Source organism: Streptomyces sp. NPDC003247, assembly GCF_042888135.1.
Classification (GTDB): Bacteria; Actinomycetota; Actinomycetes; order Streptomycetales; family Streptomycetaceae; genus Streptomyces.
The window spans coordinates 175,310-197,522 of the sequence record NZ_JBIAPF010000002.1 but is presented as its reverse complement, the minus strand read 5'-3'; the positions used below and the strand labels follow the sequence as shown (position 1 = coordinate 197,522).

The following is a 22,213-nucleotide window of genomic DNA, read 5'->3' as shown; positions in this document are numbered from 1 at the left end:
CCGCGCCTGCTTCCCGCTTCCCGTTTCACCGCAGCCCTGCGCGGCCCGCCGGCCTCGGACGCCCCACTTGCCCCCCTTGCCCCACCCGCCGCGTCGGCCGCTCTCGCCGCGCGGAAGTGCGCCCTTCTCCCTAGCATCCGTACATGTGGCACACACTTTCGAGGAACTCGTGGAGAAGCAGCGCGCGGCCGACGAGGCCCACACGCGGGTCCTGCACCTGCGGGACGCGTACGGCGCCCCCACCGCCGCCCCCTGGTCGGAGATCCAGACCGACACCTACGAAACCGCCTGGCGCGCCTGGCGCGACCTCGCCCGTGACGCCCAAGCCGCGGTGACCGAGTACGCCAGGAACGAGGGCAAACAGCGCACGGACGTCGAGGAGGACGTGAAACGCGCCGCGAAGTCCCCCGACACGCCCTCCGGGGAGGGATGAGACCGCCCGGGAAGGGTGAACCGGCGGAGGGGACTGCGGGCGACACGGCCCGGCGGCGGACCGCGGCGGACGCCCTGTCCGGCGAGATCCGCGCTCCCGGGATTCACTCGGATGGACAGCAAGCACCGCAGCGCCGCCGATCGCCCGGATCGCCGGCTCGTCGAGGAGCGCGGCGGGCCGGAGCACGACAAAGAACGGCACCATCGAACAGTTGAGGGTACGTCAGGTACGGGGAGCCGCCCTGGACGACTCCGAGCGCAGGGGTGGACACCATTGAACGGGCCGGCAGCCGGACCGACACGGCACCGCGCACATAGATCGGCGTGCGGGAAACGCGAAAACCCCTCCGACCTGCTGCAAGTGCAGGTCGGAGGGGGTTTCCCTCAGCGTGGCGGCGCCAGGATTCGAACCTGGGAAGGCTGAGCCGGCAGATTTACAGCGGGCCCGATCCACCACTCGCCACCTGCAGGTTCCGGTGGAGCCGATACTGGTGGGGACACCTGGGGGAACACAGACCCAGATCCCGCCCGCCGCGCCCTGGCCGACCATCAGACTCGGTTGATCAGCGGCACGACATCCCGAGATTAACCTCCATAATGCCGACTTGGAGGGCCTCCTGCGTCTATAGCTTCCAAACTCGATCCAACGCTTCGGCCGCCAGGAGTTGCGACCTCGCCTCTATCTGGGCATCAGACGGAGAATCGGGGGCACTCGTTTCCCACGCGGCAAGCTCCGAGTCGAAATACGCTCCTCCCTTCTTGAGCGCCTCAACCTTGGACGACAACGGAGCGTCTCCAAGGGAACTGTTGAGGTGAGCAGTGAGTAGCGTCAGATTGCCTATCGCGTAGATCGGATCGCGATAGTTCGTTGAGGCCTTTGACTGAGGCTTGATGTGCTCAATCGACCACGTCGTAAGGTTCTGCCCCGCAGGCAGCAGACCCTCCAGTTTCGCGAACGACATCAGCACGTAAGCGATGAAAATCTTACGAGATCGAAGTTTGTGCGCCTGATTCAGCTGAAGCGAGGGCGCATAGAACAGAGAGCAGAACGCCTGGAGCGCCCTCGCACGATCGGGCAGACTCTTACGAAGTTTATCTTTCAAGTCCTCGATGGCCAATGCTACGTCACTGACAGACGCAGCACTCTCCAAGCGAACAGCGAAGCGATTATATCGACCTCGAGTGCCACCAGTCGAACCGCTATTCGTCAATGCAGTATATTGGAAATGGAAAGACTCGACGAGTCTCAACACCTCGATAACCTGCGCCTGCTTGATCAATCGTGTTTCTTGGAACTTGCGCGCCACGGCGAGGACTGTCGAGTTCGCTACAGAGACATTGAAGATCGCAAGTGCGCGAACACTGTCAACAAATTCCGGTATTGCAAAAGCATTGCGTACACCACGAACCTTCGGTTGAACCTGTACATGCTCAGCCTCTAGCCACTCGTAGGTTTCCGAATCTCGTTCCAGTTCCTCCAGGTAAGAAAGGTGTGCGGCCGGGCCGATGGCCACGATGCGGCTAATCGCCTTGAACAGTTCAGGCTCCTTCACCGCCTCACGTCGCGAGTTCCAGGACTGCCAAATGAATCTGTCGACGACATCCGCGCTCACGCGACCTATTTGAACGCGATCGACGAGTCGGTCCCAGCGGTCTGCAATCGCTTGGCGATCGTCGGCGTCAGTGGCCCCGCCGCGGATCAGAAGGTTCTTGACGAGGTCAGACAGCCGCAAGTCGGCCCCGCGCGTATTCAACGTCTCGAAGACCAGGAATCCGTCTTCCTCAGACGCCAACTCAACCTGGATTATGCGTGCCTTCAACGCGTTTGAACGAATTGACTTGAGCCGCTCGACCTGCCCAGCCGGCGTCAACCCCTTGATGGCAGCGAGAATCTTCGCCTCAAAGAATGACCGAGCCTCTCCGATCCGTTCAGCACTCCCATTCCATTTTGCCCCGGATGGAATGGCATTCGGATTCTGGATCACTTCATAAAACATCTTCTCAGGTCGATACAAAACCGGATGGCTCTTGCCGTCATCATCTTTGACCATCAGGTACTTCTGCGTAGTAAGCGCCTGACTGGTGGCCGTATGCGCATCGAAATCATCGACGTCAATATACTTGGCAGCCACATCGTTGAATGCGTCGCGAACAACAGATAGGAGAATCGCGCTCGTGGTCAGCCGCTGCTGACCATCGATGATTGAGTACGTGTCGCTAAAGAGATCCCTCTTCTTACTGATCCACGTTACCGTGGATCCAAAGAAGAAATCACCCTTCGCCAAGATCACGTCATCCCAAAAATCGCCGAGTTGATCCTGAGACCAGCTGTAAGGCCGCTGAAAATTGGGAACCTCATACAGGCACTGCTGGAAACAGGTTTGGATGGTCTTTGTCTGGCTCTCAATTGGAATCAGGTCACTGCTCGAAGTAGCCTCGGCCATCCTCGACCCCCACACCTCGTCACGAATCACGTCGACTTGAACAGTAGCGCAAACCGAAGGGCCCACGCGTGTGTCTGTGTGAAGTCTAAACGGATCCATCGCAGATACGACGGCCGTGAACGCACCGACTGAGGCGAGTGGAGACCAGTCGGTCATCTCCCGTCAGGGACACGTGCCGACTCAAAAGAACGGATCTGCCCAAGGGCTTCCACGCCGCGCGAAGAGACCGAGATGCGATTCCTCGGAGGAGCGGGACTGAGGCACAGATCCATATCGCGTAGTACGGGCCCTCACCTCCCGCAAAAGGTGTCCGGCGCGGCTCAGGCCCGCGCATCTGACCCCCGCCGCATCCGTGCGGCAGCCGGTTGCCTCCGCTGCTCGTCTCGTACGAGCGGCGCTGAGGGGAGCCGGACATCCGACTTCAACGGCGCGCACCCCCGGAGAGGCAACTCCGGGGGTGCTGTTCGGGCCGTTTCACCTACCAGGGAGACCACGACCCATGGAACACATCGTCAGTGTTCAGGACGCTGTTACCGCGTTCGCCGACTGGATCGAGCCGACGGCCGCTGAGCTGGACGCGATCGAGCAGGAGTCCCCGCTGATCCTGGCGGAGGTCGACCTGTTGGACGCACAGATCACCATGCTGGACCGCACCCCCACCGAGCTGGACAACCGGCGCATCCGCCGGGCCCGCAACAAGGTGCTCACCGCGCGGCGGGACCTGGTCAACCGACCGAAGCCCTACCGCCTGCGCTGGCTGGTCGGGGAGCGCAAGCACTCCAAGAGCTACACGCTCAAGGTCCAGGCCGAAGGACGCCGCTCGGAACTCATGTCCGCCGTTCGGCGCGGCGACCAGTTCGATGAGGAAACGGGCCTGCCCGTCTCCGAACTGCGCGCCAAGCAAGGCTCCATTCCCTGGTACGAGCACAGCCGCGCGTACATCGACCGCAAGTGGGCCCTGGCCCCGGCAAAGTCGCGGAAGAACTACGCCGATGCGCTGGCAACCATCACCCCCTCGCTGGTGAAGACTAAGACGGGGATGCCGGACACCGCGCTCATGCGGCGCGCGCTGTACGGGTGGGCGTACAACCGGAATCGCTGGAACGAGACCCCGCCGGACGACGTGGCCCGCGCCCTCAACTGGATCTCCAAGCACTCCATGCCGGTCTCCGCGCTGGAGGATCCCGCAACTGTGCGTCTGGCCCTGGACGCGCTATCCCTGCGACTGGACGGGAAGGAAGCAGCACCGCGCACTGCGAAGCGCAGCGTGCATGCCTAAGTGACGTTCTCGGGCGCGCCGTGGAAGAGCAGTACTTCACCATCCTGGTCAACCCGATCACGGCCGTGAAGTGGACCGCCCCCAAGTCGGTGGAAGCGGTGGCCCCCGAGAGCGTCGCCAACCCCCGCCAAGTCCGCGCACTGCCGGCAGGTGTGCGCGAGCAGGGCCCGCGTGGGCGGCACCTGGAAGCGTTCTTCGGGTGCCTGTACTACGCGGCCATGCGTCCCGCTGAGGCCGCCGGACTGCGCGTAAGTCAGTGCCACCTCCCAGAGACAGGGTGGGGGATGCTCACCTTGCGGCAAGGAGTCGTGCGGGCCGGACGGAGTTGACGGCCTGCTGCAAGAGACCGGCTATGGGGAGGTGTGGGCGAAGGCCCGGAAAGACGTGCTCAGCGAGGCGGAAACGGCTTCGCTCCTGGCCCGCCGCCCCTACGACCTCCGGCACGCCGGCGTCTCGTTCTGGCTCAGTTCCTGGGTGGACGCGATGGAGTGCGCCCGGCGTGCCGGATACAGCGTCGCGGTACTGCACAAGGTGTACGCCAAGGTGCTCGACCGGACGCGGGAGCACGCGAACAGCCGAATCGACGCGGCCCTTCGGGAGTGAAACGAGCCGGAGTGATCATGCTCACCGCCGGGGGACGCCTGGGGACACGCACTGATCAACGCTGGAATACGGGCGGTACGAGGTGAGACACGTCCACGCCCCGTCCACAACGGATCGAACAGAGTGGGCCAACAAGAAACCCCCTCTGACCAGGTAAGTAACCTGATCAGAGGGGGTTTCCCTCAGCGTGGCGGCGCCAGGATTCGAACCTGGGAAGGCTGAGCCGGCAGATTTACAGTCTGCTCCCTTTGGCCGCTCGGGCACACCGCCGGGTTTGCTGCCGTTCGAACCGCTTTTCGGCGGTGCTCCCTGGCAACGACGTAAACGATACCTGATGGAGGGGGGTGCTCCGCCACCTGGATTCCGCGGCGCCGGGAGAGGGCCGGGTGGCTAGGCTTGTCCGGATGCGGCCCGCGTCTGACGCCGGGCTCGGCGGCAGCTCACGAACGCCGACACGCACCCGACAGCCACCCCGATACAAGGAGCCACAGGACATGGCCGACTCCAGTTTCGACATCGTCTCGAAGGTCGAGCGGCAGGAGGTCGACAACGCCCTCAACCAGGCCGCCAAGGAGATCTCGCAGCGCTACGACTTCAAGGGCGTCGGTGCCTCGATCGCGTGGTCCGGCGACAAGATCCTGCTGGAGGCGAACTCCGAGGACCGGGTGAAGGCTGTCCTCGACGTCTTCCAGTCGAAGCTGATCAAGCGCGGGATCTCGCTGAAGGCGCTGGACGCGGGCGAGCCGCAGCTCTCCGGCAAGGAGTACAAGATCTTCGCGTCGATCGAGGAAGGCATCTCCCAGGAGAACGCCAAGAAGGTCGCCAAGATCATCCGCGATGAGGGCCCCAAGGGCGTCAAGGCGCAGGTCCAGGGCGATGAGCTGCGCGTCAGCTCCAAGAGCCGCGACGACCTGCAGGCCGTCATCGCCCTGCTCAAGGGCAAGGACTTCGACTTCGCACTGCAGTTCGTGAACTACCGGTAGGCATCCGGTGCCGGTGGCCCCGCGCCACCGGGGACGAGGAGGGGCGGGCTCCCGGCCGGCGCCCGCCCTTCTCGCCGGCCGGTCACGCCTGGGGACGGGCTCAGTCGCGCGAGTTGCCGAACAGGATGCGGTAGGCGATCAGGAGCACGAGGGAACCGCCGATCGCCGCCGCCCAGGTGGCGCCGTCGTAGAAGTCCTTGGTGATGGGGTGGTCGAGCCAGCGGGCCGATATCCAGCCGCCGATGAACGCGCCCGCGATGCCGATGAGGGTCGTGCCGATGAAGCCGCCCGGGTCGCGGCCCGGCAGCAGAACCTTGGCGATGACTCCGGCCAGCAGCCCCAGAATGATCCAGCTGATGATGCTCATGCCCTGAACCTGCCCTCTCGTGCTGTGCCCGCACTGTCCCGGCACTGTGATGTTGCTCCGGTCCGGCTGTGCGTTCGTGCGTCATGTGCGTGTTCGTGCGGTGTTGTGGGGGACGACGCCGGGACGGCGCGCTCCGGTTCCCCTCGTCATGGGTGGTGCGGCCCATGACACAGTCCGGATCGCCCGGCTCCGGGGAGGCGCGGGTGGTGGCGCCGCCCTGACGAGCCCCCTGACGAGCCTGACGGCCCCCTGTGGGGCCCGTGGCCCGGCAACTGCTCGTCCTCGGTCATGCGTTCATGATGCGGGCCACCACTGACGACCGGGCCGGGGCTGTGGACGACCGGCCGGTTGTGGACGAGCGAGCCACCCGTGCGGGTGGGGTGGGTTCGTCAGCGTGAGGTGAACGGCCGGTCCGAGGGCACGATTTCGCGGCCCAGCGGAAGCAGTGAGACCGGGATCAGCTTGAAGTTGGCGATGCCGAACGGGATGCCGATGATCGTGAGGCAGAGGGCGATGCCGGTGGTGATGTGCGCCAGGGCCAGCCACCAGCCGGCGAGAACCAGCCAGAGGACGTTGCCGACGCAGGACGGGGCGCCCGCGTCCCGGCGTTCGACCGTCGTGTAGCCGAAGGGCCACAGGGCGTAGACGCCGATCCGGAAGGCCGCGAGGCCGAACGGAATGCCGATGATCGTGACGCAGAGCAGCAGGCCCGCCAGCATGTATCCGAGGAACAGCCAGAAGCCGCTGAGGACGAGCCAAATGACGTTCAGGATGGTCTTCACTGGTGGCGACCTGCCATTTTCTCGAGACGGGCGATGCGCTCGGCCATCGGCGGGTGCGTCGAGAACACCTTGGACAGTCCCTGGCCCGGTCGGAACGGGTTCGCGATCATCATGTGGCTCGCGGTCTCGATGCGGGGCTCAGGGGGCAGCGGGAGCTGTTTGGTGCCGGTCTCGAGCTTGCGCAGGGCGCTGGCGAGGGCCAGGGGGTCACCGGTGAGCTGGGCGCCGGAGGAGTCGGCCTCGTACTCGCGGGAGCGGCTGATGGCGAGTTGGATGACGGAGGCGGCGAGCGGGCCCAGGATCATGATCAGGAGCATGCCGAGGATGCCGGGGCCGTCGTCGTCGTTGGAGCGGCCGATCGGGATCAGCCAGGCGAAGTTGACCAGGAACATGATCACGGAGGCGAGGGCGCCGGCGACCGAGGAGATGAGGATGTCCCGGTTGTAGACGTGGCTCAGCTCGTGGCCGATGACACCGCGCAGCTCACGCTCGTCGAGGAGGCGGAGGATGCCTTCGGTGCAGCACACCGCGGCGTTGCGCGGGTTGCGGCCGGTGGCGAAGGCGTTGGGGGCCTCGGTCGGGGAGATGTACAGGCGGGGCATGGGCTGGCGGGCCTGGGTGGAGAGCTCGCGGACCATGCGGTAGAGGGCCGGGGCCTCGAACTCGCTCACCGGGCGGGCGCGCATCGCGCGCAGGGCCAGCTTGTCGCTGTTCCAGTACGCGTAGGCGTTGGTGCCGAGCGCGACCAGGACCGCGACGACGAGCCCGGTGCGGCCGAAGAAGCTGCCGATGACGATGATGAGTGCGGACAGTCCCCCGAGGAGAACTGCGGTCCTGAGCCCGTTGTGCCGGCGGTGCACGGTACGCCCTCCAAGTCGTGCGGCAGGGGAACCCTTTGCTTGCTGATCTTGCCCTTTGGTCTGCGGAGCCACGGGTGTCGTGGTGTCACGTCCAGTGGAACCTCCCGTTTTGGTCAACGCCAGGCGAGGTCCACTGGTTCCCTTGTCCGCCCGTGGGCATGCGTGGGCCGTCCGGGTGAGGGACCGCGGTGGGGGGCGACGGCTCAGAACAGGGCGGTGTCGGCGAAGCGCAGGATCAGCTGGGGAGCTCCGGAGAGGGCGACGGCGAGGACCGCGGTGAGGGTGAGCGCGGCGGTGAGGGGGGCGGGGACGCGGTGCCGGACGGGTTCGCCCTCGGGGGCGCGGAACAGCAGTGCCGTCCACTGGAGGTAGTAGTACAGGGCGATCACCACGTTGACGGCCATGACGACGGCGAGCCAGCCCAGTCCCGCGTCGACGGCGGCGGAGAAGACGGTGACCTTGGCGAAGAGGCCGATGATGCCCGGCGGCAGTCCGGCCAGGCAGAGCAGGAAGAAGGCCATGAGGAGGGCGGCCAGGGGGTTCTTCGCGTAGAGGCCCCGGTAGTCGGTGAGGCGGTTCGTGGGGTTCGTACGGCCGACGAGGGCCGCCACCGCGAAGGCGCCGAGGTTCACGGCGGCGTACATGAGGGCGTAGGCGACGGTGGAGCCGATCGCGTGGTCGCGGTCGTCGGAGTACGCGGCGGCGGCGATCGGGACGAGGAGGTAGCCGGCCTGGCCGACGGATGACCAGGCGAGCAGGCGGACGGCGCTGTACGCGCGCGTGGCGCGCTGGCGCAGGGCGCCGGCGTTGCCGACGGTCATGGTGAGGGCGGCCAGCGCGGCGAGGGCGGGGCCCCACACGTCGGCGTACGAGGGGAAGGCGACGACCGTGACCAGGATGAGGCCGGAGAAGCCGACGGCCTTGCCGACGACCGACAGGTAGGCGGCGACGGGGAGGGGGGCGCCGATGTAGGTGTCGGGGACCCAGAAGTGGAAGGGGACGGCGGCCGTCTTGAAGGCGAAGCCGACGAGGGTGAGGACGACGCCGGTCTGGGCGAGGGTGTGCAGTTGGCCGTCCACGGCCTGGATGCGGTCGGCGACCAGGGTGAGGTGGAGGGTGCCGGTCGTGGCGTAGACGAAGCTGATGCCCAGGAGGCTGACGGCGGTGGCGGTGACGGAGGACAGGAAGAACTTCAGGGCCGCCTCGGAGGACCTGCGGTCGCCGTGCCGGATGCCGACGAGGGCGAAGGCGGGCAGGGAGGCGACCTCCAGGGCGACGACGAGGGTGGCGAGGTCGCGGGAGGCGGGCAGGAGGGCGGCGCCGGCGGCGGAGGACAGCAGCAGGAACCAGAACTCCCCTTCGGGGAGCCGCTTGCGGGCGTCCTTCAGGGCCGTGACGGACAGGAGGGCGGCCAGGAGTGCTCCCGCGAGGACCAGGAACTGGATGACCAGGGTGAAGCGGTCGGCCGTGTAGCTGCACGCGCGCGGGGCTCCGGTGAGGCAGAAGGTGGAGCGGTCGCCGTCCAGGAGGGGCAGCAGGAGGGCCGTGGACGCGGCGAGCCCGGCGACGGACAGCCAGCCGAGGAGCGGCTTCCTGCGGTCGGACACGAACAGGTCGGCGACGAGGACGACGAGGCCGACGAGCGCCGCGAGGGTGGGCGGGGCGATCGCGAGCCAGTCGACGGACTGGACCACCGACGCGGCCAAGGGCTGGGCCAGGGAGCTCATCGGGTGCCTCCTGCGAGGAGCTGCTGCACGGCCGGGTCGGTCAGGCCGAGCAGGGCCTTGGGCCAGAGGCCGGCGACGACGGTCAGGACGACGAGCGGTGTCCAGGCCGCGAACTCGTAACTGCGGACGTCGGTGAGCCGCGGGGCGTCCTGCGGGAGGGCGCCCATGCAGACGCGGCGGACCACGACGAGCAGGTAGGCGGCCGTCAGCAGCGTGCCGAACGCCGCGATGGCGGTGAAGGTGAGGAAGGCGGGGCGGCTGAGGTCGTCGGCGGGGTCGAAGGCGCCGAACAGGGCCAGCATCTCGCCCCAGAATCCGGCCAGGCCGGGGAGGCCGAGCGAGGCGACCGCGGCGAAGGCGAGGAGGCCGCCGAGGCGGGGTGCCCTGCCGTAGAGGACGGCGCCGGTGGCCTCGGCGAGGGTGTCGAGGTCGGTCGTGCCGGTGCGGTCCTTCAGGCCGCCGACCAGGAAGAAGAGGAGGCCGGTGATGAGGCCGTGGGCGATGTTGGCGAACAGGGCGCCGTTCACGCCGGTCGGGGTCGTGGAGGCGATGCCGAGCAGGACGAAGCCCATGTGGCCGACGGAGGAGTAGGCGATGAGGCGCTTGAGGTCGCCCTTCGCCCCCTGCTTGGCGAGGGCCAGGCAGGCCAGGGATCCGTAGATGATGCCGACGACGCCGAAGGCGGCGAGGTAGGGCGCGAAGGTGTGGAAGCCGTCGGGCGCCACCGGGAGGAGGATGCGCACGAACCCGTACGTGCCCATCTTCAGCAGGACACCGGCCAGCAGGACCGAGCCGACCGTCGGGGCGGCGGTGTGGGCGTCGGGCAGCCAGCTGTGCAGCGGCCACATCGGGGTCTTGACCGCGAGCCCGATCCCGATCGCCAGCACGGCGATGACCTGCGCGGATGCGGTCAGCGACCGGCCGTTGTCAGTGGCGAGTGCCACCATGTCGAACGTGCCCGCCTCGAGTCCGATCAGGAGCAGGCCGAGGAGCATGACCACGGATCCGAGCAGGGTGTACAGGATGAACTTCCAGGCCGCCTGGGTCCGGCCCTCGCCGCCCCAGCGGGCGATGAGGAAGTACATCGGGATCAGGACCGTCTCGAAGGCGAGGAAGAACAGCAGCAGGTCGAGGACGGCGAAGGTGGCGAGGGTGCCGCACTCGAGGACGAGCAGGAGCGCGACGAAGGCCTTCGGGCTGGGGCCCGCGGGCGGGTTGAAGTAGGAGTAGAGCGCGCAGAGGAAGGTCAGGAGCGCGGTCAGGACCAGAAGGGGGAGGGAGATGCCGTCGATGCCGAGGTGGATGCGCACGTCGAGTGCGGGGATCCAGCTGATGTCGGTCGTGGCCTGCATCTTCGACGGCTGGTCGTGGTCGAAGCCGAGCGCGAGGACGATCGCGGCGGCGAGGATCGCGCCGGTCACGGTCACGCCGTGCCGCAGCACGGCCTGCTCGGGTGACGTCCCCTTCAGGCCGGGCGGGGCCGGGAGGAGAGCGGTGGCGGCCCCGAGGAGCGGGCCGACGACGATGAACGCCAGAAGGAACTGCATCACGGACTCGTTGATATCGATCACGCCTGCTCACGCTCCCGTGGCGACGAGGAGGGCGGCGACCGCCAGGACGACGGTGCCGGCGAGCAGCGCGCTCACATAGGTCTGGACGTTGCCGGTCTGGGCGCGCCGTACGGCGGTGCCGAGCCAGCGGGGCAGGGTGCCCGCGCCGCGTACGTAGGTGTCGACGACCTCGCGGTCGAGGAACCGGACGAGGCTCGCTCCGGCCTGCACCGGGCGGACGAACAGGGCCCGGTAGACGGCGTCCAGGTGGAAGCCGGCGGCCGCGTGGCGGTGGAGCGGGCCGAGCAGGAGCCGTCCGGGGTCGGCGGGGTCGGGGGCGGAGGCGATGTCTCCGTAGGCGGGCGCGTGGGTGGCGATGGCCTCTGCCTCGACCTGTCCGGCGTCGGCCTCGGGGTGGGCGGCGACCGCGCCCAGGGGGACGCGGGCGGTGGCGGTGGTGTGCCGCCAGGCGCCGTAGAGGACGAGGGCGCCGGCCAGGGCGAGGCCGGTGCCGAGGACGGAGGTGGTGAGGGTCGGGGCGAGGGCGCCGCCGTCGAACCAGTCGGGGAGCGTGCGGTAGGCGAGCCCGCCGAGCGCCAGGGAGGGGACGGCGAGCACCCACAGCACGACGGTCATCGGCAGGGGCTGCCGGCCGTGGTCGGGGGCCTCGGGGCCCCGGCCGCGGAAGGCCAGCAGCCACAGGCGGGTCGCGTAGGCGGCGGTGAGGAGGGCGGTGAACAGGCCGGAGACGAGGACGACCCAGCCGGCGACGGCGGGGGCGTGCTCGGTGTGTCCGGTGGTGACGTGCTCGGCGGCGCCGAGGACGGACTCCTTGGAGAAGAAGCCGGAGAACGGCGGGATCGCGGCGAGCGCGAGGAGCGCCACGGTCATGGTCCAGAAGGCGTCGGGGACGCGGTCGCGCAGGTGGCTCATGCGGGACATGGCGGCCAGCGAGTTGGTGCCGGCGGCGTGGATGATCACGCCGGCCGCGAGGAACAGCAGCGCCTTGAAGGCTCCGTGCGACAGGAGGTGGAAGACGGCGGCACCGCGGTCGCCGACGGCGAGGGCGCCGGTCATGTAGCCGAGCTGACCGATCGTCGAGTAGGCGAGGACGCGCTTGATGTCGTCCTGGGCGAGCGCGGCGAGACCCGAGCCGGCCATGGTGACGGCGGCCATGACGGCGAGGACGGCCATCGCGGCCTGGGAGGCCTCGAACACCGGGAGGAGACGGGCGACGAAGTAGACGCCGGCGGCGACCATCGTCGCGGCGTGGATCAGCGCCGAGACGGGTGTCGGGCCCGCCATCGCGTCCGGGAGCCAGGTGTGGAGGGGGAACTGCGCCGACTTGCCCGCCACGCCCGCCAGGAGCAGCAGGGCGATCAGGGTGGGGTGGTCGAGTCCGCCGTGCGCGACGGCGCCGAGCACCTTCGTGATCTCGAAGGAGCCGGCCTGGGTGGCGAGGGCGAACAGGCCGATGAGGAAGGGGACGTCGCCGAGCTTGGTGACCAGGAAGGCCTTGATGGAGGCGGCGCGGGCCTCGGGGGTCTCCCAGTAGTGGCCGACCAGGAAGTAGGAGCAGATGCCCATGACCTCCCAGCCGACCAGCAGCACGATCAGGTCGCCGGAGTAGACGACCAGGAACATCGCGGAGGTGAACAGGGAGACGAGCGCGGCGTACGAGGGGTAGCGGGGGTCCTCGCGGAGGTAGCCGGTCGAGTAGATCTGCACGCAGGAGGCGACGAGGCCGACCAGGACGGCGACGAGGGCGGCGAAGCCGTCGATGTGCAGGGAGAGCTCGATCGGCACCGAGCCGGTGGGCGTGAGTTCGGTGGCCGCGTCGACGGCCGCGCCACCGCCCTGCCGTACGGCGACCAGGGCGGCCAGGACGAGAGAGGTGAGGGTCGGCAGGACGGCGAGTGGGCGGACGAAGCCGGGGGCCGTGCGGCCCAGGAGCAGACCGGCAGCCGCGCCGAGGAACGGGAGGAGGGGGACGAGGGCGGCGAGGGTGGTCGTGGTCACGCGGTGGCCTCAGCCTTCTCGGTCCGCTCGGTCGGTTCGGCCGTCCGGGCGCCGCTGTCGGTGCCGTGGCCGTCGGGGTCGTCGGTGTGGGGGCCCTCGGCGGTGTCGCGGAGCTTGTCGATGTCCGCGGTGCCGCGGTTGCGGTGGACGGCGAGGACGATCGCCAGACCGATGCCGATCTCGGCGGCGGCGATGGCGATGGTGAACAGGGTCAGGGCCTGGCCGGAGTGCAGGGTCTCTTCGGCGGTGCGGCTGAGCCACACGTCGAAGGCGACCAGGTTGAGGTTGACGGCGTTGAGCATCAGCTCGACCGACATCAGGACCAGGATCGCGTTCCGCCGAGCCAGGACGCCGTACAGGCCGGCGCAGAAGAGGAGGGCGGAGAGGACGGCGGGGTAGGCGAGGTGCATCAGCGGGCGCCTTCCTGCTCGGAACTCTCTGTGACGGTCCGGGAACTTCTGGTGACATCCCGTGCGTTCACAGGGGGCGGGGCCGACTCCGCCTTCGCCTTGCGGGACAGGACGATCGCGCCGACCAGTGCGGCGAGGAGGAGGACGGAGAGGGCCTCGAAGGGGAGGACCCAGTGCTGGAAGAGGCTCGCGCCGGTGACCTCCGTCGAGCCGGCGGCCGGGCCGTCGAGGTCGATCCAGGTGGTGCGGAAGGCGTCGACGACGACCCACACCAGGGCGGCCGCGGCGGCGACGGCCACGGTGAGGGCGGCCCAGCGGTTGCCGGAGTCGGCGTCCGGTGAGCGGCCGATGGGGGCCCGGGTGAGCATCAGACCGAACAGAAGGAGGACGACGACGGAACCGACGTAGATGAGGACCTGCACCCAGGCGATGAACTCGGCGGTGAGCAGCAGGTACTCGACGGCGAGGCCGCCGAGGCTGACCACCAGCCACAGGGCGGCGTGCACGAGTTGCCGGGTGGTGACGGTGACGAGGGCGGCGCCGAAGGTGGCCAGGCCGACGAGGAGGAAGGCGATCTCGACACCGGTCGGGGAGAGGAAGCCGTGGGCTTCGGCTGCGAGGCTCACGCGTCCCCCTCTCTCTGCTGCGGCTCGGCCTGTTCCTGGGCCTGGGTCGCGGCCAGCTTCTCGGCCGTCTTGCGGGCGGCGGCGATCTCCTTCGGTTCCTCCGCGCCGGGGTCGAGGGCGGGCGGTGCCGGGACGGTCCACATCCACTCGCGGAGCTTGTCGCGTTCGTGGGTGAGCTCGCGGATGTCGGTCTCGGCGTACTCGAACTCCGGGGACCAGAACAGGGCGTCGAAAGGACAGACCTCGATGCAGATACCGCAGTACATGCACAGGGAGAAGTCGATGGCGAAGCGGTCGAGGACGTTCCGGCTGCGTTCACGGCCGCCGGGGGTGGCGGCCGGCACCGTCTCCTTGTGGGAGTCGATGTAGATGCACCAGTCGGGGCACTCACGGGCGCAGAGCATGCAGACCGTGCAGTTCTCCTCGAACAGACCGATCACCCCGCGGGTGCGGGGCGGGAGGTCGGGCTGGGTTTCCGGGTACTGCTCGGTGACGGTCTTCCTCGTCATCGTGCGGAGGGTGACGGCCAGGCCCTTGGCGAGGCCGCTGCCGGGGATGCGGGACCGGGTGGGCGGGGACGGCTCGGCCATGGTCACTGGATCACCACCTTGACGATGCCGGTGAGGGCGATCTGGGCGAGGGAGAGGGGGACGAGGAGGGTCCAGGACAGCTTCTGGAGCTGGTCCTCGCGCAGCCGGGGGTAGGTGACCCGGAGCCAGATGACGACGAAGGCCAGCAGCGCCGTCTTCAGCAGGGTCCAGACCCAGCCGAGGCCGTCGGCGCCCCAGGGGCCGTGCCAGCCGCCCAGGAAGAGGACGGTGGTCAGGCCGCACAGGACGACGATCCCGGCGTACTCGGCGAGGAGGAAGAGGGCGAAGCGGAGACCGGTGTACTCGGTGTACGCCCCGAAGATGATCTCCGAGTCGGCGACGGGCATGTCGAACGGCGGGCGCTGGAGCTCGGCGAGGCCCGCGACGAAGAAGACGATCGCGCCGACGATCTGCCAGGGCAGCCACCACCACTCGAAGGCGTCGACGATCCCGGGGATCGACACCGTCCCGGCCGCCATCGCCACCGAGGCGGCGGTGAGGAGCATCGGGAGTTCGTAGGCGAGGAGCTGGGCGGCGGTGCGCAGACCGCCGAGGAGGGAGAACTTGTTGGCGCTGGCCCAGCCGGCCATGAGCGAACCGAGGACGCCCACGCCCATCACGGCGAGGACGAAGAAGACACCCGCGTCGACCACCTCGCCGACCGCGCCCTCGCCCGGGCCGATCGGGATGGCGAGGAGAACGAGGAGGTACGGGAGGAGAGCGACGGCGGGGGCGAGCTGGAAGATGCGTCGGTCCGCGCCGGCCGGGACGACGTCCTCCTTCTGCGCGAACTTCACGCCGTCCGCGACGAGCTGGGCCCAGCCGTGGAAGCCGCCGGCGTACATGGGGCCGAGACGGCCCTGCATGTGGGCCATCACCTTGTGCTCGGTCTGGCCGACGATCAGGGGGAAGGTGAGGAAGACGACGAAGACGACGAGGAGTCGCAGGGCGACGTCGAGAGCGTCGTTCACTGCGGGCCTCCTGGGCGGTTCTCGGGGGTCTCGTCGGCGGGGGGTTGGGCCTCGTCGGCGGGGGGCTCGCTGGTGGGAGCCCCGTCGTCTCGGGACTCGGTGCCGCGGGACTCGGCGTCTCGGGACTCGGCGTCTCGGGACTCGGCGGCTGGGGTGGCGTGCTCGCCGGACGGTTGCTCGTCCGGGGCCCGTCGCTGTACCGCGGTACCCCGCGGGTCCGGTTCGTCGAAAGCCGGGCGGGCGTGGTGCCACGGGGCGTCGGAGCTGCGGGGGGACGGCGACGGCGACCGGTCCGGGGTGGCCTCGGCGGGAGCGGGCGTCCGCTGGCTGGCCGAACCCCCGCTCGCGCTGCGGGACCGGCGCGGTCCGCTCGTGCTCCGGGGGGCGGACGGGGCAGGCGGGGCAGAGCGGTCCGTCGGAGCTGTCGGCGCCGTCCGGCCCGTCCCGCCCGTCCCGCCCGTCGCGCCCGTCGCGCCCGTCGCGCCCGTCGCGCCCGTCGCGCCCGTCGCGCCCGTCGCGCCCGTCGCGGAGGCTGAGGTGTCCGCGGAAGCCGGGGCGTTCCCGGGCATCGGAGTGTCCGCGGAAGCCGGAGGGTTCGCGGAAGCCGGAGTGTCCGCGGGGGCCGGGGCATCTGCCGAAGCCGGGGCGGTCGTGGCCGACGGTGTGGTCGAGGGGGCGGCCGCCGCCTGGCTGACCGACCCTTCGGACGCGGACCGGGTACGGCGTGCCGGGCGCTCCCCGGCGGCCCGTGCGGGCCGGTCGCCCGCGGCCCGTGCCGGCCGGTCGCCGGCCGCCGCGCGCGCCGGTCGTTCGCCGGCCGCGCGGCCCGCCGCGCCCCGTGCCGGGCGGGCCGGTGCGGGCGGGAGCTGGCCCTTGAGGGGGCCCCACTCGTTCGGGTCGGGGACGCCCGGGGGCAGCATCTGGCGGCGCTTGGGACCGCCGTGTTCGGACTCGCCGGGTTCCTTGGCGCCGGGCCAGGCCTTGGCGACGCGGGCGGCGAGGACGAAGTCCTTGCGCAGGGGGTGGCCCTCGAAGCCGTCCGGCAGGAGGAGGTGGTCCAGGGCGGGGTGGTCCTGGAAGACGACCCCGAACATCTCGTGCGTCTCGCGCTCGTGCCAGGCGGCGCCCGCGTAGACGCCGACGGCGGAGGCCAGGACCGGGGAGTCGTGCGGGACCGTCGTGCGCACCAGCAGCCGGCGGACCGGGGACAGGGCGACGACGTGCGCGGCGACGCGGAAGCCGGTGCCCGGTTCGTCGACCGCGCTCAGCCAGTCGAAGTAGGTGCAGTCGAGGCGGTCACGGGCGGTCTCCAGGGCCGTGGTCCAGGTGCCCGCTGGGACGTCCACGGTCAGGACGTCGTAGGCCTCCTCGGCCGTGGCGTCCGGGCCGAAAAGGTCCTCGATGGGGGTGGGCAGCCAGCCGGCCGCGGTCATCGGTCCGCCTCCCCCGGAGCCGTCGGGCCCGACGCGTCGGCCGGTGGCCGCACCAGCCCGCTCTGCAGCGCCGCGGCCGACGGGCGGGCCGGGCCGGCGGCGTACCGTTCGCCGAGGGACTCGCGCGCGATCTTCTCCTGGAGCTTGAGGATGCCCTGGAGCAGCGCCTCGGGGCGGGGCGGGCAGCCGGGGACGTAGACGTCCACCGGGATGATCTGGTCGACGCCCTTGGTCACGGAGTACGAGTCCCAGTAGGGGCCTCCGCAGTTGCTGCACGCGCCGAAGGAGATGACGTACTTCGGCTCGGGCATCTGCTCGTAGAGGCGCTTGACGGCGGGGGCCATCTTGTCGGTGACCGTGCCCGAGACGACCATGAGGTCGGCCTGGCGGGGGCCGGGCGCGAAGGGGATGACGCCCAGGCGGATGAAGTCGTGGCGGGCCATCGACGCGGCGATGAACTCGATCGCGCAGCAGGCGAGGCCGAAGTTGAAGACCCAGAGGGAGTAGCGGCGGCCCCAGTTCAGGACGACCTTCATCGGCTCGGGGGCGAGGCGGGCGAGAGTGCCCAGCCGCTTCGGCTCCGGGAGCGATACGGGTTCCGAGGGGGTCACGTCCATGCCAGGACGCCCTTCTTGTATGCGTAGAGCAGGCCCACGGCCAGGAAGCCGAGGAAGAGGAACATCTCCACGAGGGTGGTGGCGCCGTAGCCGGGGGCCGCGAACACCGTCGCCCAGGGGAAGAGGAAGATCGAGTCGACCGCGAAGATCACGTAGAGGAAGGCGTAGACGTAGTAGCGGACCTGGGTGTGGGCCCAGCCCTCGCCGACGGGGTCGACGCCGCACTCGTAGGTCAGGAGCTTCTCGGGGGTGGGGACCACCGGGCGCAGCAGGCGGCCCGCGCCGAACGCGACCGCGACGAACAGCACGCCCACGGCGACGAGAAGTCCGACGACCGCGTAGGAGTGGAAGTAGTCCGACGCGACGACGACCGTCGGACCCTTCACCGTTTCGTGCGACGTCTGCGGCACCGTCCGTCCCTCACTCCCCGGCCTCGGCCTGTCCGACGATCTGTACGCACGGGAGTCTAGGGCCTGATAAAGGCACGGTAAGCAGGCCGTCACGTCTGGGGCAACGGGGGTGGGGTTTTCCCCAGGCGAAGGGGGCGGCGGACTCCATGGCGCGGCCGCGCGGCACGCGGCACGCTAGCCCACATGACCGTATCCCAGCCCGCGCCCGGCACCGGGCACCCGCCCACGGCCGCAGCCACCGGACACCCGGCCGCGGCCATGGCCACGGCCACCGCACACCCGGCCTCTCCCGGAACCACGGGAACCACGGGAACCCCCGGAGCAACCGGAACCGCCAGTGCCGCTGGCGCCCCTGGTGTACCCGGAGCCGGTGGAGCCGGTGGAGCGGGGCGTCCGACCGCCGTGATCGTCGCCGGGCGGGCTGCGGCGCGGGGCGACGACCGTCCGCCGCCGGCCCGTCTCGCCTACGACGCGCACACGTGGAAGGAGATCGTGCACCTCCTGGCGAACCTGCCGATGTCGCTCTTCGGCTTCACGTACGTGATGACGGTGCTGTTCACGGGCGCCGCGTTGACGCTGACGGTGACCGGGCTGCCGCTGCTGGCGCTGGGGCTGCTGGGGGCGCGGCTGATCGGCCGGTTCGAGCGGGGGCGGGCGCGGCGGCTGCTCGGGGTGCGGATCGACGAGCCGAGTCCGCTGCCGTTGCGCCGGGCGGGCAACTTCCTCCAGGGGATGTGGCTGGCGCTGAAGGACCCGGTGGCCTGGCGGACGGTGCTGTACGACTTCGTCCGGCTGCCGTGGGGGATCCTCACCTTCACGACCGTTCTCGTCTCGCTGTTCGTGCTGTGGCCGGTGCTGCCGTTCCTGGCGCGCGGGCTGGCCAACGCGGACCGGGCGATGGTGCGGGCGCTGCTGTCCCCGTCCGACGAACTGGAGCGGCGGATCGCCGAACTGGAGTCCGACCGGGGGGTCGTGGTGGACACGGCCGCCGCCGACCTGCGGCGCATCGAGCGGGACCTGCACGACGGGGCGCAGGCCAGGCTCGTCAACCTGGCGATGGGGCTGGGACTGGCGAAGGAGAAGCTGCTGGAGGACCCGGACGCGGCCGCGGCGATGGTCGAGGAGGCGCACGGCGAGGTGAAGCTGGCGCTCCAGGAGCTGCGGGATCTCGCCCGGGGCATCCACCCGGCCGTCCTGACCGACCGCGGCCTGGACGCGGCGCTGTCGTCGGTCGCCTCCCGCTGCACGGTGCCGGTCACGGTGACGGCCGACCTGCCGACAAGACCGGCGCAGGCCATCGAGGGCATCGCCTACTTCACGGTCTCCGAGCTGTTGCAGAACGTCAGCAAGCACAGCGGGGCGCGGTCGGCCTCCGTCGACGTGTGGCGAGTGGAGAACCGGCTGCTGATCCAGGTCGTGGACGACGGCCGGGGCGGCGCACGGCTCGACGGCGGCACCGGGATACGGGGGCTGGCGGAGCGGCTGGGCGCCGTGGACGGCATGTTCGTCGTGGACTCGCCGCCCGGCGGCCCGACGACGGTGACCGCCGAGCTGCCGTGGCGGGACCGGACCGACCCGGGCGGATCCGCGAGGTAGGGATAACCCCCCGTCCAGGACGCCGATGGCCTCCATGGTCCGCGGGCCGGTGTCCGAGGAGGGTGGAGACGGGGGACGGCACCCGCGGACGCGACGAGTAGAACGGACCACGCCGATGGCCACGCAGTACAGCGAGTACGGGGACTCCACGCGGTACCCGGACGGGTACGGACCCGGCGGCGCGCGGCGGCACCGGCTGCCGCTCGCGCTGCGGGCGCCGGTCGAGGCGCGGGCCTGGCGCGAGTTCGCCTATCTGCTGCTGAGCCTGCCGATCAGCATCGTGCTGTTCACGTTCGTGGTGACGATGCTGTCGCTGGGGGCGGGTCTGCTGGTGACGTTCCTCGGGATTCCGGTACTGGCGGCGGGGCTGGCCGGCTGCCGGGGCCTCGGTTCGGTGGAGCGGGCGCGGGCGCGGGCCCTGCTGGGTCTGGAGGTGGCGCCGCCCGAGCCGCTGCGGCAGCGCGGGAGCGGCGCCCTGGCCTGGATGGGCGCGGTGCTCCGGAGCGGCGCGTCCTGGCGGCACGTGCTGTACGCGGTGCTGCACCTGCCGTGGGCGGTGTTCTCCTTCTCCGTAGCGGTCACCTTCTGGACGTACGGCTGGGCGATGCTGACCTATCCGCTGTGGTTCTGGGTGTTCCCGATGTACGGCGGGCAGGGCGGGCTCCAGCTGTACGGGGACGAGCAGCACCGGATCTACCTCGACAACCCGTTCGAGATCACGGTGACCGCGCTGGTCGGGCTGTTGTTCACGCTGGCTGCGCCATGGATCGTGCGGGCGTTGACGACGGTGGACCGGGTGCTGGTGCACGGGCTGCTCGGGCCGTCGCGGCTGGCGTCGCGGGTGGTGGAGCTGGAGTCCGACCGGGGGGTGGTGGTCGACACGGCGGCGGCCGACCTGCGGCGCATCGAGCGGGACCTGCACGACGGGGCGCAGGCGCGGCTGGTGGCGCTGGCGATGGACCTGGGGCTGGCGAAGGAGAAGCTGCGGGAGGATCCGCGGTCGGCGGCGCGGATGGTGGACGAGGCGCACGGTGAGGTGAAGACGGCGCTGCGGGAGCTGCGGGACCTGGCGCGGGGCATCCACCCGGCCGTCCTGACCGACCGCGGCCTGGACGCGGCGCTGTCGGCGGTGGCCTCCCGGTGCACGGTGCCGGTGACGGTGGAGGTCGACCTCGAGGAGCGTCCGGCGGCGGCCATCGAGGGCATCGCCTACTTCACCGTCTCCGAGCTGCTCCAGAACGTCAGCAAGCACAGCCGGGCGCGGTCGGCCTCCGTCGACGTGTGGCGGGTGGAGGACCGGATGCTGGTACAGGTCGTCGACGACGGTGAGGGCGGCGCGGACGCCACCGCCGGCTCGGGTCTGGCGGGCCTGGCCGGGCGGCTGGACGCGGTGGACGGGATCCTGCTGGTGGACTCCCCGGCCGGCGGGCCGACCCGGGTGACGGCGGAGCTTCCCTGGCGGTCGGCCGAGCCGGCGGGCGGGCCGAGGACCGGACGTCGCTGAGACGACCTCCCTCCGCCCGCACGTCTGCACGTCCGCACATCCGTCCGCACGTCCGTCCACAGGCGTGTGGGGTCTGTCCACAGGCTCCGGGGGATCTGTCCACAGGCTCGGTGGCGAGGAGCGGATCGCGCGATACTGAGGGCCGACGACGGACGCGGAAGCGCTGGGGGGCCGGAGATCGTGGACAACAGGGTGCGGGTGGTCATCGCGGAGGACTCGGTGCTGTTGCGGGAGGGGCTGACGCGGCTGCTGACCGACCGGGGGCATGACGTCGTGGCGGGGGTCGGGGACGCCGGGGCGCTGGTGAAGACCATCACCGAGATGGACGCGGCGGGCGAGCTGCCCGACGTCGTGGTCGCCGACGTGCGGATGCCGCCGACCCACACCGACGAGGGGGTGCGGGCCGCCGTGCAGCTGCGCAGGTCGCATCCGGGGCTCGGGGTGCTGGTGCTGTCGCAGTACGTGGAGGAGAGGTACGCCACCGAACTGCTGGCCGGTTCCAGCCGCGGCGTGGGCTATCTGCTCAAGGACCGGGTGGCCGAGGTGCGGGAGTTCGTGGACGCGGTGGTGCGGGTCGCCGAGGGCGGTACGGCACTGGACCCGGAGGTGGTCGCCCAGTTGCTCGGGCGCAGTCGCAAGCAGGACGTGCTGGCGGGACTGACCCCGCGGGAGCGTGAGGTGCTGGGACTGATGGCCGAGGGGCGGACGAACTCGGCGATCGCCAGACAGCTGGTGGTGAGCGACGGAGCGGTGGAGAAGCACGTGAGCAACATCTTCCTCAAACTGGGGCTGTCGCCCAGTGACGGGGATCACCGACGCGTTCTCGCGGTCCTCACCTACCTGAATTCGTGACGGGATGGCACTGTGCCCCCGTCAGGGCCGGCGCCGGGGCTCCGATCGGGCGCCGGCGGGCTTCATGACCGTGCCGCGAACCGGACGGTCGTCGCGGCAGAACCGGCGCGTGGGCCGGAGCGTCTTCCGGCACAGCGCGGGTGGGGCACGAAATCATG

21 protein-coding genes, 1 tRNA gene and 1 pseudogene are annotated in these 22,213 nt (G+C 70.0%); 8 read left to right on the top strand and 15 right to left on the bottom strand.

Annotated elements, in window-relative coordinates; genetic code table 11:
• Positions 1-145 precede the first annotated feature (145 nt).
• Positions 146-433, top strand: coding sequence for a hypothetical protein (locus ACFYWQ_RS05765; protein ID WP_389513187.1), 288 nt, complete (start codon positions 146-148; stop codon positions 431-433).
• A 622-nt stretch (positions 434-1,055) separates the two neighbouring features.
• On the opposite strand, the gene ACFYWQ_RS05760 is transcribed toward ACFYWQ_RS05765, so the two are convergent.
• Positions 1,056-2,906 carry a DUF262 domain-containing protein gene (locus ACFYWQ_RS05760; RefSeq protein WP_389513185.1) on the bottom strand — a complete coding sequence of 617 codons (1,851 nt, stop codon included), beginning with the start codon at positions 2,904-2,906 and terminating at the stop codon, positions 1,056-1,058.
• A gap of 469 nt (positions 2,907-3,375) precedes the next feature.
• Between ACFYWQ_RS05760 and ACFYWQ_RS05755 the strand changes: the two are divergent.
• The 3 genes and pseudogenes from ACFYWQ_RS05755 to ACFYWQ_RS05745 form a co-directional block, all read left to right on the top strand.
• Positions 3,376-3,609: pseudogene (locus tag ACFYWQ_RS05755) on the top strand (DUF6284 family protein); the annotation flags it as partial.
• Positions 3,610-4,175: 566 nt separating this feature from the next.
• Positions 4,176-4,484: a hypothetical protein gene (locus tag ACFYWQ_RS05750; protein WP_389513183.1), complete on the top strand. Its 309-nt coding sequence runs from the start codon at positions 4,176-4,178 to the stop codon at positions 4,482-4,484.
• A gap of 55 nt (positions 4,485-4,539) precedes the next feature.
• Positions 4,540-4,758: a hypothetical protein gene (locus ACFYWQ_RS05745; protein WP_389513181.1), complete on the top strand. Its 219-nt coding sequence runs from the start codon at positions 4,540-4,542 to the stop codon at positions 4,756-4,758.
• 188 nt (positions 4,759-4,946) lie between these two features.
• Here ACFYWQ_RS05745 and ACFYWQ_RS05740 read toward each other — a convergent pair.
• Positions 4,947-5,028: transfer RNA gene (locus ACFYWQ_RS05740), tRNA-Tyr, on the bottom strand.
• Between the two features lie 224 nt (positions 5,029-5,252).
• On the opposite strand from ACFYWQ_RS05740, the gene ACFYWQ_RS05735 reads away from it, so the two are divergent.
• Positions 5,253-5,741 carry a YajQ family cyclic di-GMP-binding protein gene (locus ACFYWQ_RS05735; RefSeq protein WP_389513179.1) on the top strand — a complete coding sequence of 163 codons (489 nt, stop codon included), beginning with the start codon at positions 5,253-5,255 and terminating at the stop codon, positions 5,739-5,741.
• 100 nt (positions 5,742-5,841) lie between these two features.
• Here the strand turns inward: ACFYWQ_RS05735 and ACFYWQ_RS05730 are convergent, their stop codons facing one another.
• From ACFYWQ_RS05730 to ACFYWQ_RS05670, 13 genes are all read right to left on the bottom strand, one after another.
• Positions 5,842-6,108: a GlsB/YeaQ/YmgE family stress response membrane protein gene (locus ACFYWQ_RS05730; protein ID WP_389513177.1), complete on the bottom strand. Its 267-nt coding sequence runs from the start codon at positions 6,106-6,108 to the stop codon at positions 5,842-5,844.
• Between the two features lie 389 nt (positions 6,109-6,497).
• A complete protein-coding gene (locus tag ACFYWQ_RS05725; protein WP_389513175.1) occupies positions 6,498-6,890 on the bottom strand; it encodes a YccF domain-containing protein in 393 nt (130 codons plus the stop codon).
• A complete protein-coding gene (htpX, locus tag ACFYWQ_RS05720) occupies positions 6,887-7,750 on the bottom strand; it encodes a zinc metalloprotease HtpX (protein ID WP_389513173.1) in 864 nt (287 codons plus the stop codon). The genes ACFYWQ_RS05725 and htpX overlap by 4 nt, the downstream gene beginning before the upstream one ends.
• A gap of 203 nt (positions 7,751-7,953) precedes the next feature.
• Positions 7,954-9,477 carry an NADH-quinone oxidoreductase subunit N gene (locus ACFYWQ_RS05715; protein ID WP_389513171.1) on the bottom strand — a complete coding sequence of 508 codons (1,524 nt, stop codon included), beginning with the start codon at positions 9,475-9,477 and terminating at the stop codon, positions 7,954-7,956.
• Entirely contained in the window at positions 9,474-11,048 is a 1,575-nt protein-coding gene (locus ACFYWQ_RS05710) for an NADH-quinone oxidoreductase subunit M (RefSeq protein ID WP_389513170.1), read from the bottom strand. The genes ACFYWQ_RS05715 and ACFYWQ_RS05710 overlap by 4 nt, the downstream gene beginning before the upstream one ends.
• A 6-nt stretch (positions 11,049-11,054) precedes the next feature.
• Positions 11,055-13,046, bottom strand: coding sequence for an NADH-quinone oxidoreductase subunit L (locus tag ACFYWQ_RS05705; RefSeq protein WP_389513169.1), 1,992 nt, complete (start codon positions 13,044-13,046; stop codon positions 11,055-11,057).
• Positions 13,043-13,456 carry an NADH-quinone oxidoreductase subunit NuoK gene (gene nuoK, locus ACFYWQ_RS05700; protein ID WP_389513167.1) on the bottom strand — a complete coding sequence of 138 codons (414 nt, stop codon included), beginning with the start codon at positions 13,454-13,456 and terminating at the stop codon, positions 13,043-13,045. The genes ACFYWQ_RS05705 and nuoK overlap by 4 nt, the downstream gene beginning before the upstream one ends.
• Entirely contained in the window at positions 13,456-14,082 is a 627-nt protein-coding gene (locus ACFYWQ_RS05695; protein ID WP_389513165.1) for an NADH-quinone oxidoreductase subunit J, read from the bottom strand. Before ACFYWQ_RS05695 ends, nuoK begins: the two co-directional genes overlap by 1 nt.
• A complete protein-coding gene (locus ACFYWQ_RS05690; protein WP_389513163.1) occupies positions 14,079-14,672 on the bottom strand; it encodes a NuoI/complex I 23 kDa subunit family protein in 594 nt (197 codons plus the stop codon). The genes ACFYWQ_RS05695 and ACFYWQ_RS05690 overlap by 4 nt, the downstream gene beginning before the upstream one ends.
• A 2-nt stretch (positions 14,673-14,674) precedes the next feature.
• Positions 14,675-15,643 (bottom strand): NADH-quinone oxidoreductase subunit H, encoded by a 969-nt coding sequence (locus ACFYWQ_RS05685; protein ID WP_389513161.1) that lies wholly within the window; start codon positions 15,641-15,643, stop codon positions 14,675-14,677.
• Positions 15,640-17,076, bottom strand: coding sequence for an NADH-quinone oxidoreductase subunit C (locus tag ACFYWQ_RS05680; protein ID WP_389513159.1), 1,437 nt, complete (start codon positions 17,074-17,076; stop codon positions 15,640-15,642). Before ACFYWQ_RS05680 ends, ACFYWQ_RS05685 begins: the two co-directional genes overlap by 4 nt.
• Positions 17,073-17,693 carry an NADH-quinone oxidoreductase subunit B gene (locus ACFYWQ_RS05675; RefSeq protein ID WP_389513157.1) on the bottom strand — a complete coding sequence of 207 codons (621 nt, stop codon included), beginning with the start codon at positions 17,691-17,693 and terminating at the stop codon, positions 17,073-17,075. Before ACFYWQ_RS05675 ends, ACFYWQ_RS05680 begins: the two co-directional genes overlap by 4 nt.
• Positions 17,684-18,103 carry an NADH-quinone oxidoreductase subunit A gene (locus ACFYWQ_RS05670; protein ID WP_389513156.1) on the bottom strand — a complete coding sequence of 140 codons (420 nt, stop codon included), beginning with the start codon at positions 18,101-18,103 and terminating at the stop codon, positions 17,684-17,686. The genes ACFYWQ_RS05675 and ACFYWQ_RS05670 overlap by 10 nt, the downstream gene beginning before the upstream one ends.
• Positions 18,104-18,505: 402 nt before the next feature.
• Here ACFYWQ_RS05670 and ACFYWQ_RS05665 point away from each other — a divergent pair, with 402 nt between their 5' ends.
• The 3 genes from ACFYWQ_RS05665 (at position 18,506) to ACFYWQ_RS05655 (ending at position 22,055) form a co-directional block, all read left to right on the top strand.
• Entirely contained in the window at positions 18,506-19,699 is a 1,194-nt protein-coding gene (locus ACFYWQ_RS05665) for a sensor histidine kinase (protein WP_389513154.1), read from the top strand.
• A gap of 115 nt (positions 19,700-19,814) precedes the next feature.
• Entirely contained in the window at positions 19,815-21,203 is a 1,389-nt protein-coding gene (locus tag ACFYWQ_RS05660) for a sensor histidine kinase (RefSeq protein ID WP_389513152.1), read from the top strand.
• 180 nt (positions 21,204-21,383) lie between these two features.
• Positions 21,384-22,055, top strand: coding sequence for a LuxR C-terminal-related transcriptional regulator (locus ACFYWQ_RS05655; protein ID WP_389513150.1), 672 nt, complete (start codon positions 21,384-21,386; stop codon positions 22,053-22,055).
• The last annotated feature ends 158 nt before the right edge of the window (positions 22,056-22,213 follow it).

Bases quoted from the DNA above. Each gene is read 5' to 3' on its own strand.
- ACFYWQ_RS05735 (WP_389513179.1), top strand. From the start codon at position 5,253: ATGGCCGACTCCAGTTTCGACATCGTCTCGAAGGTCGAGCGGCAGGAG.
- ACFYWQ_RS05730 (WP_389513177.1), bottom strand. From the start codon at position 6,108: ATGAGCATCATCAGCTGGATCATTCTGGGGCTGCTGGCCGGAGTCATC.
- ACFYWQ_RS05715 (WP_389513171.1), bottom strand. From the start codon at position 9,477: ATGAGCTCCCTGGCCCAGCCCTTGGCCGCGTCGGTGGTCCAGTCCGTC.
- nuoK (WP_389513167.1), bottom strand. From the start codon at position 13,456: ATGCACCTCGCCTACCCCGCCGTCCTCTCCGCCCTCCTCTTCTGCGCC.
- ACFYWQ_RS05690 (WP_389513163.1), bottom strand. From the start codon at position 14,672: ATGGCCGAGCCGTCCCCGCCCACCCGGTCCCGCATCCCCGGCAGCGGC.
- ACFYWQ_RS05680 (WP_389513159.1), bottom strand. From the start codon at position 17,076: ATGACCGCGGCCGGCTGGCTGCCCACCCCCATCGAGGACCTTTTCGGC.
- ACFYWQ_RS05675 (WP_389513157.1), bottom strand. From the start codon at position 17,693: ATGGACGTGACCCCCTCGGAACCCGTATCGCTCCCGGAGCCGAAGCGG.
- ACFYWQ_RS05660 (WP_389513152.1), top strand. From the start codon at position 19,815: ATGGCCACGCAGTACAGCGAGTACGGGGACTCCACGCGGTACCCGGAC.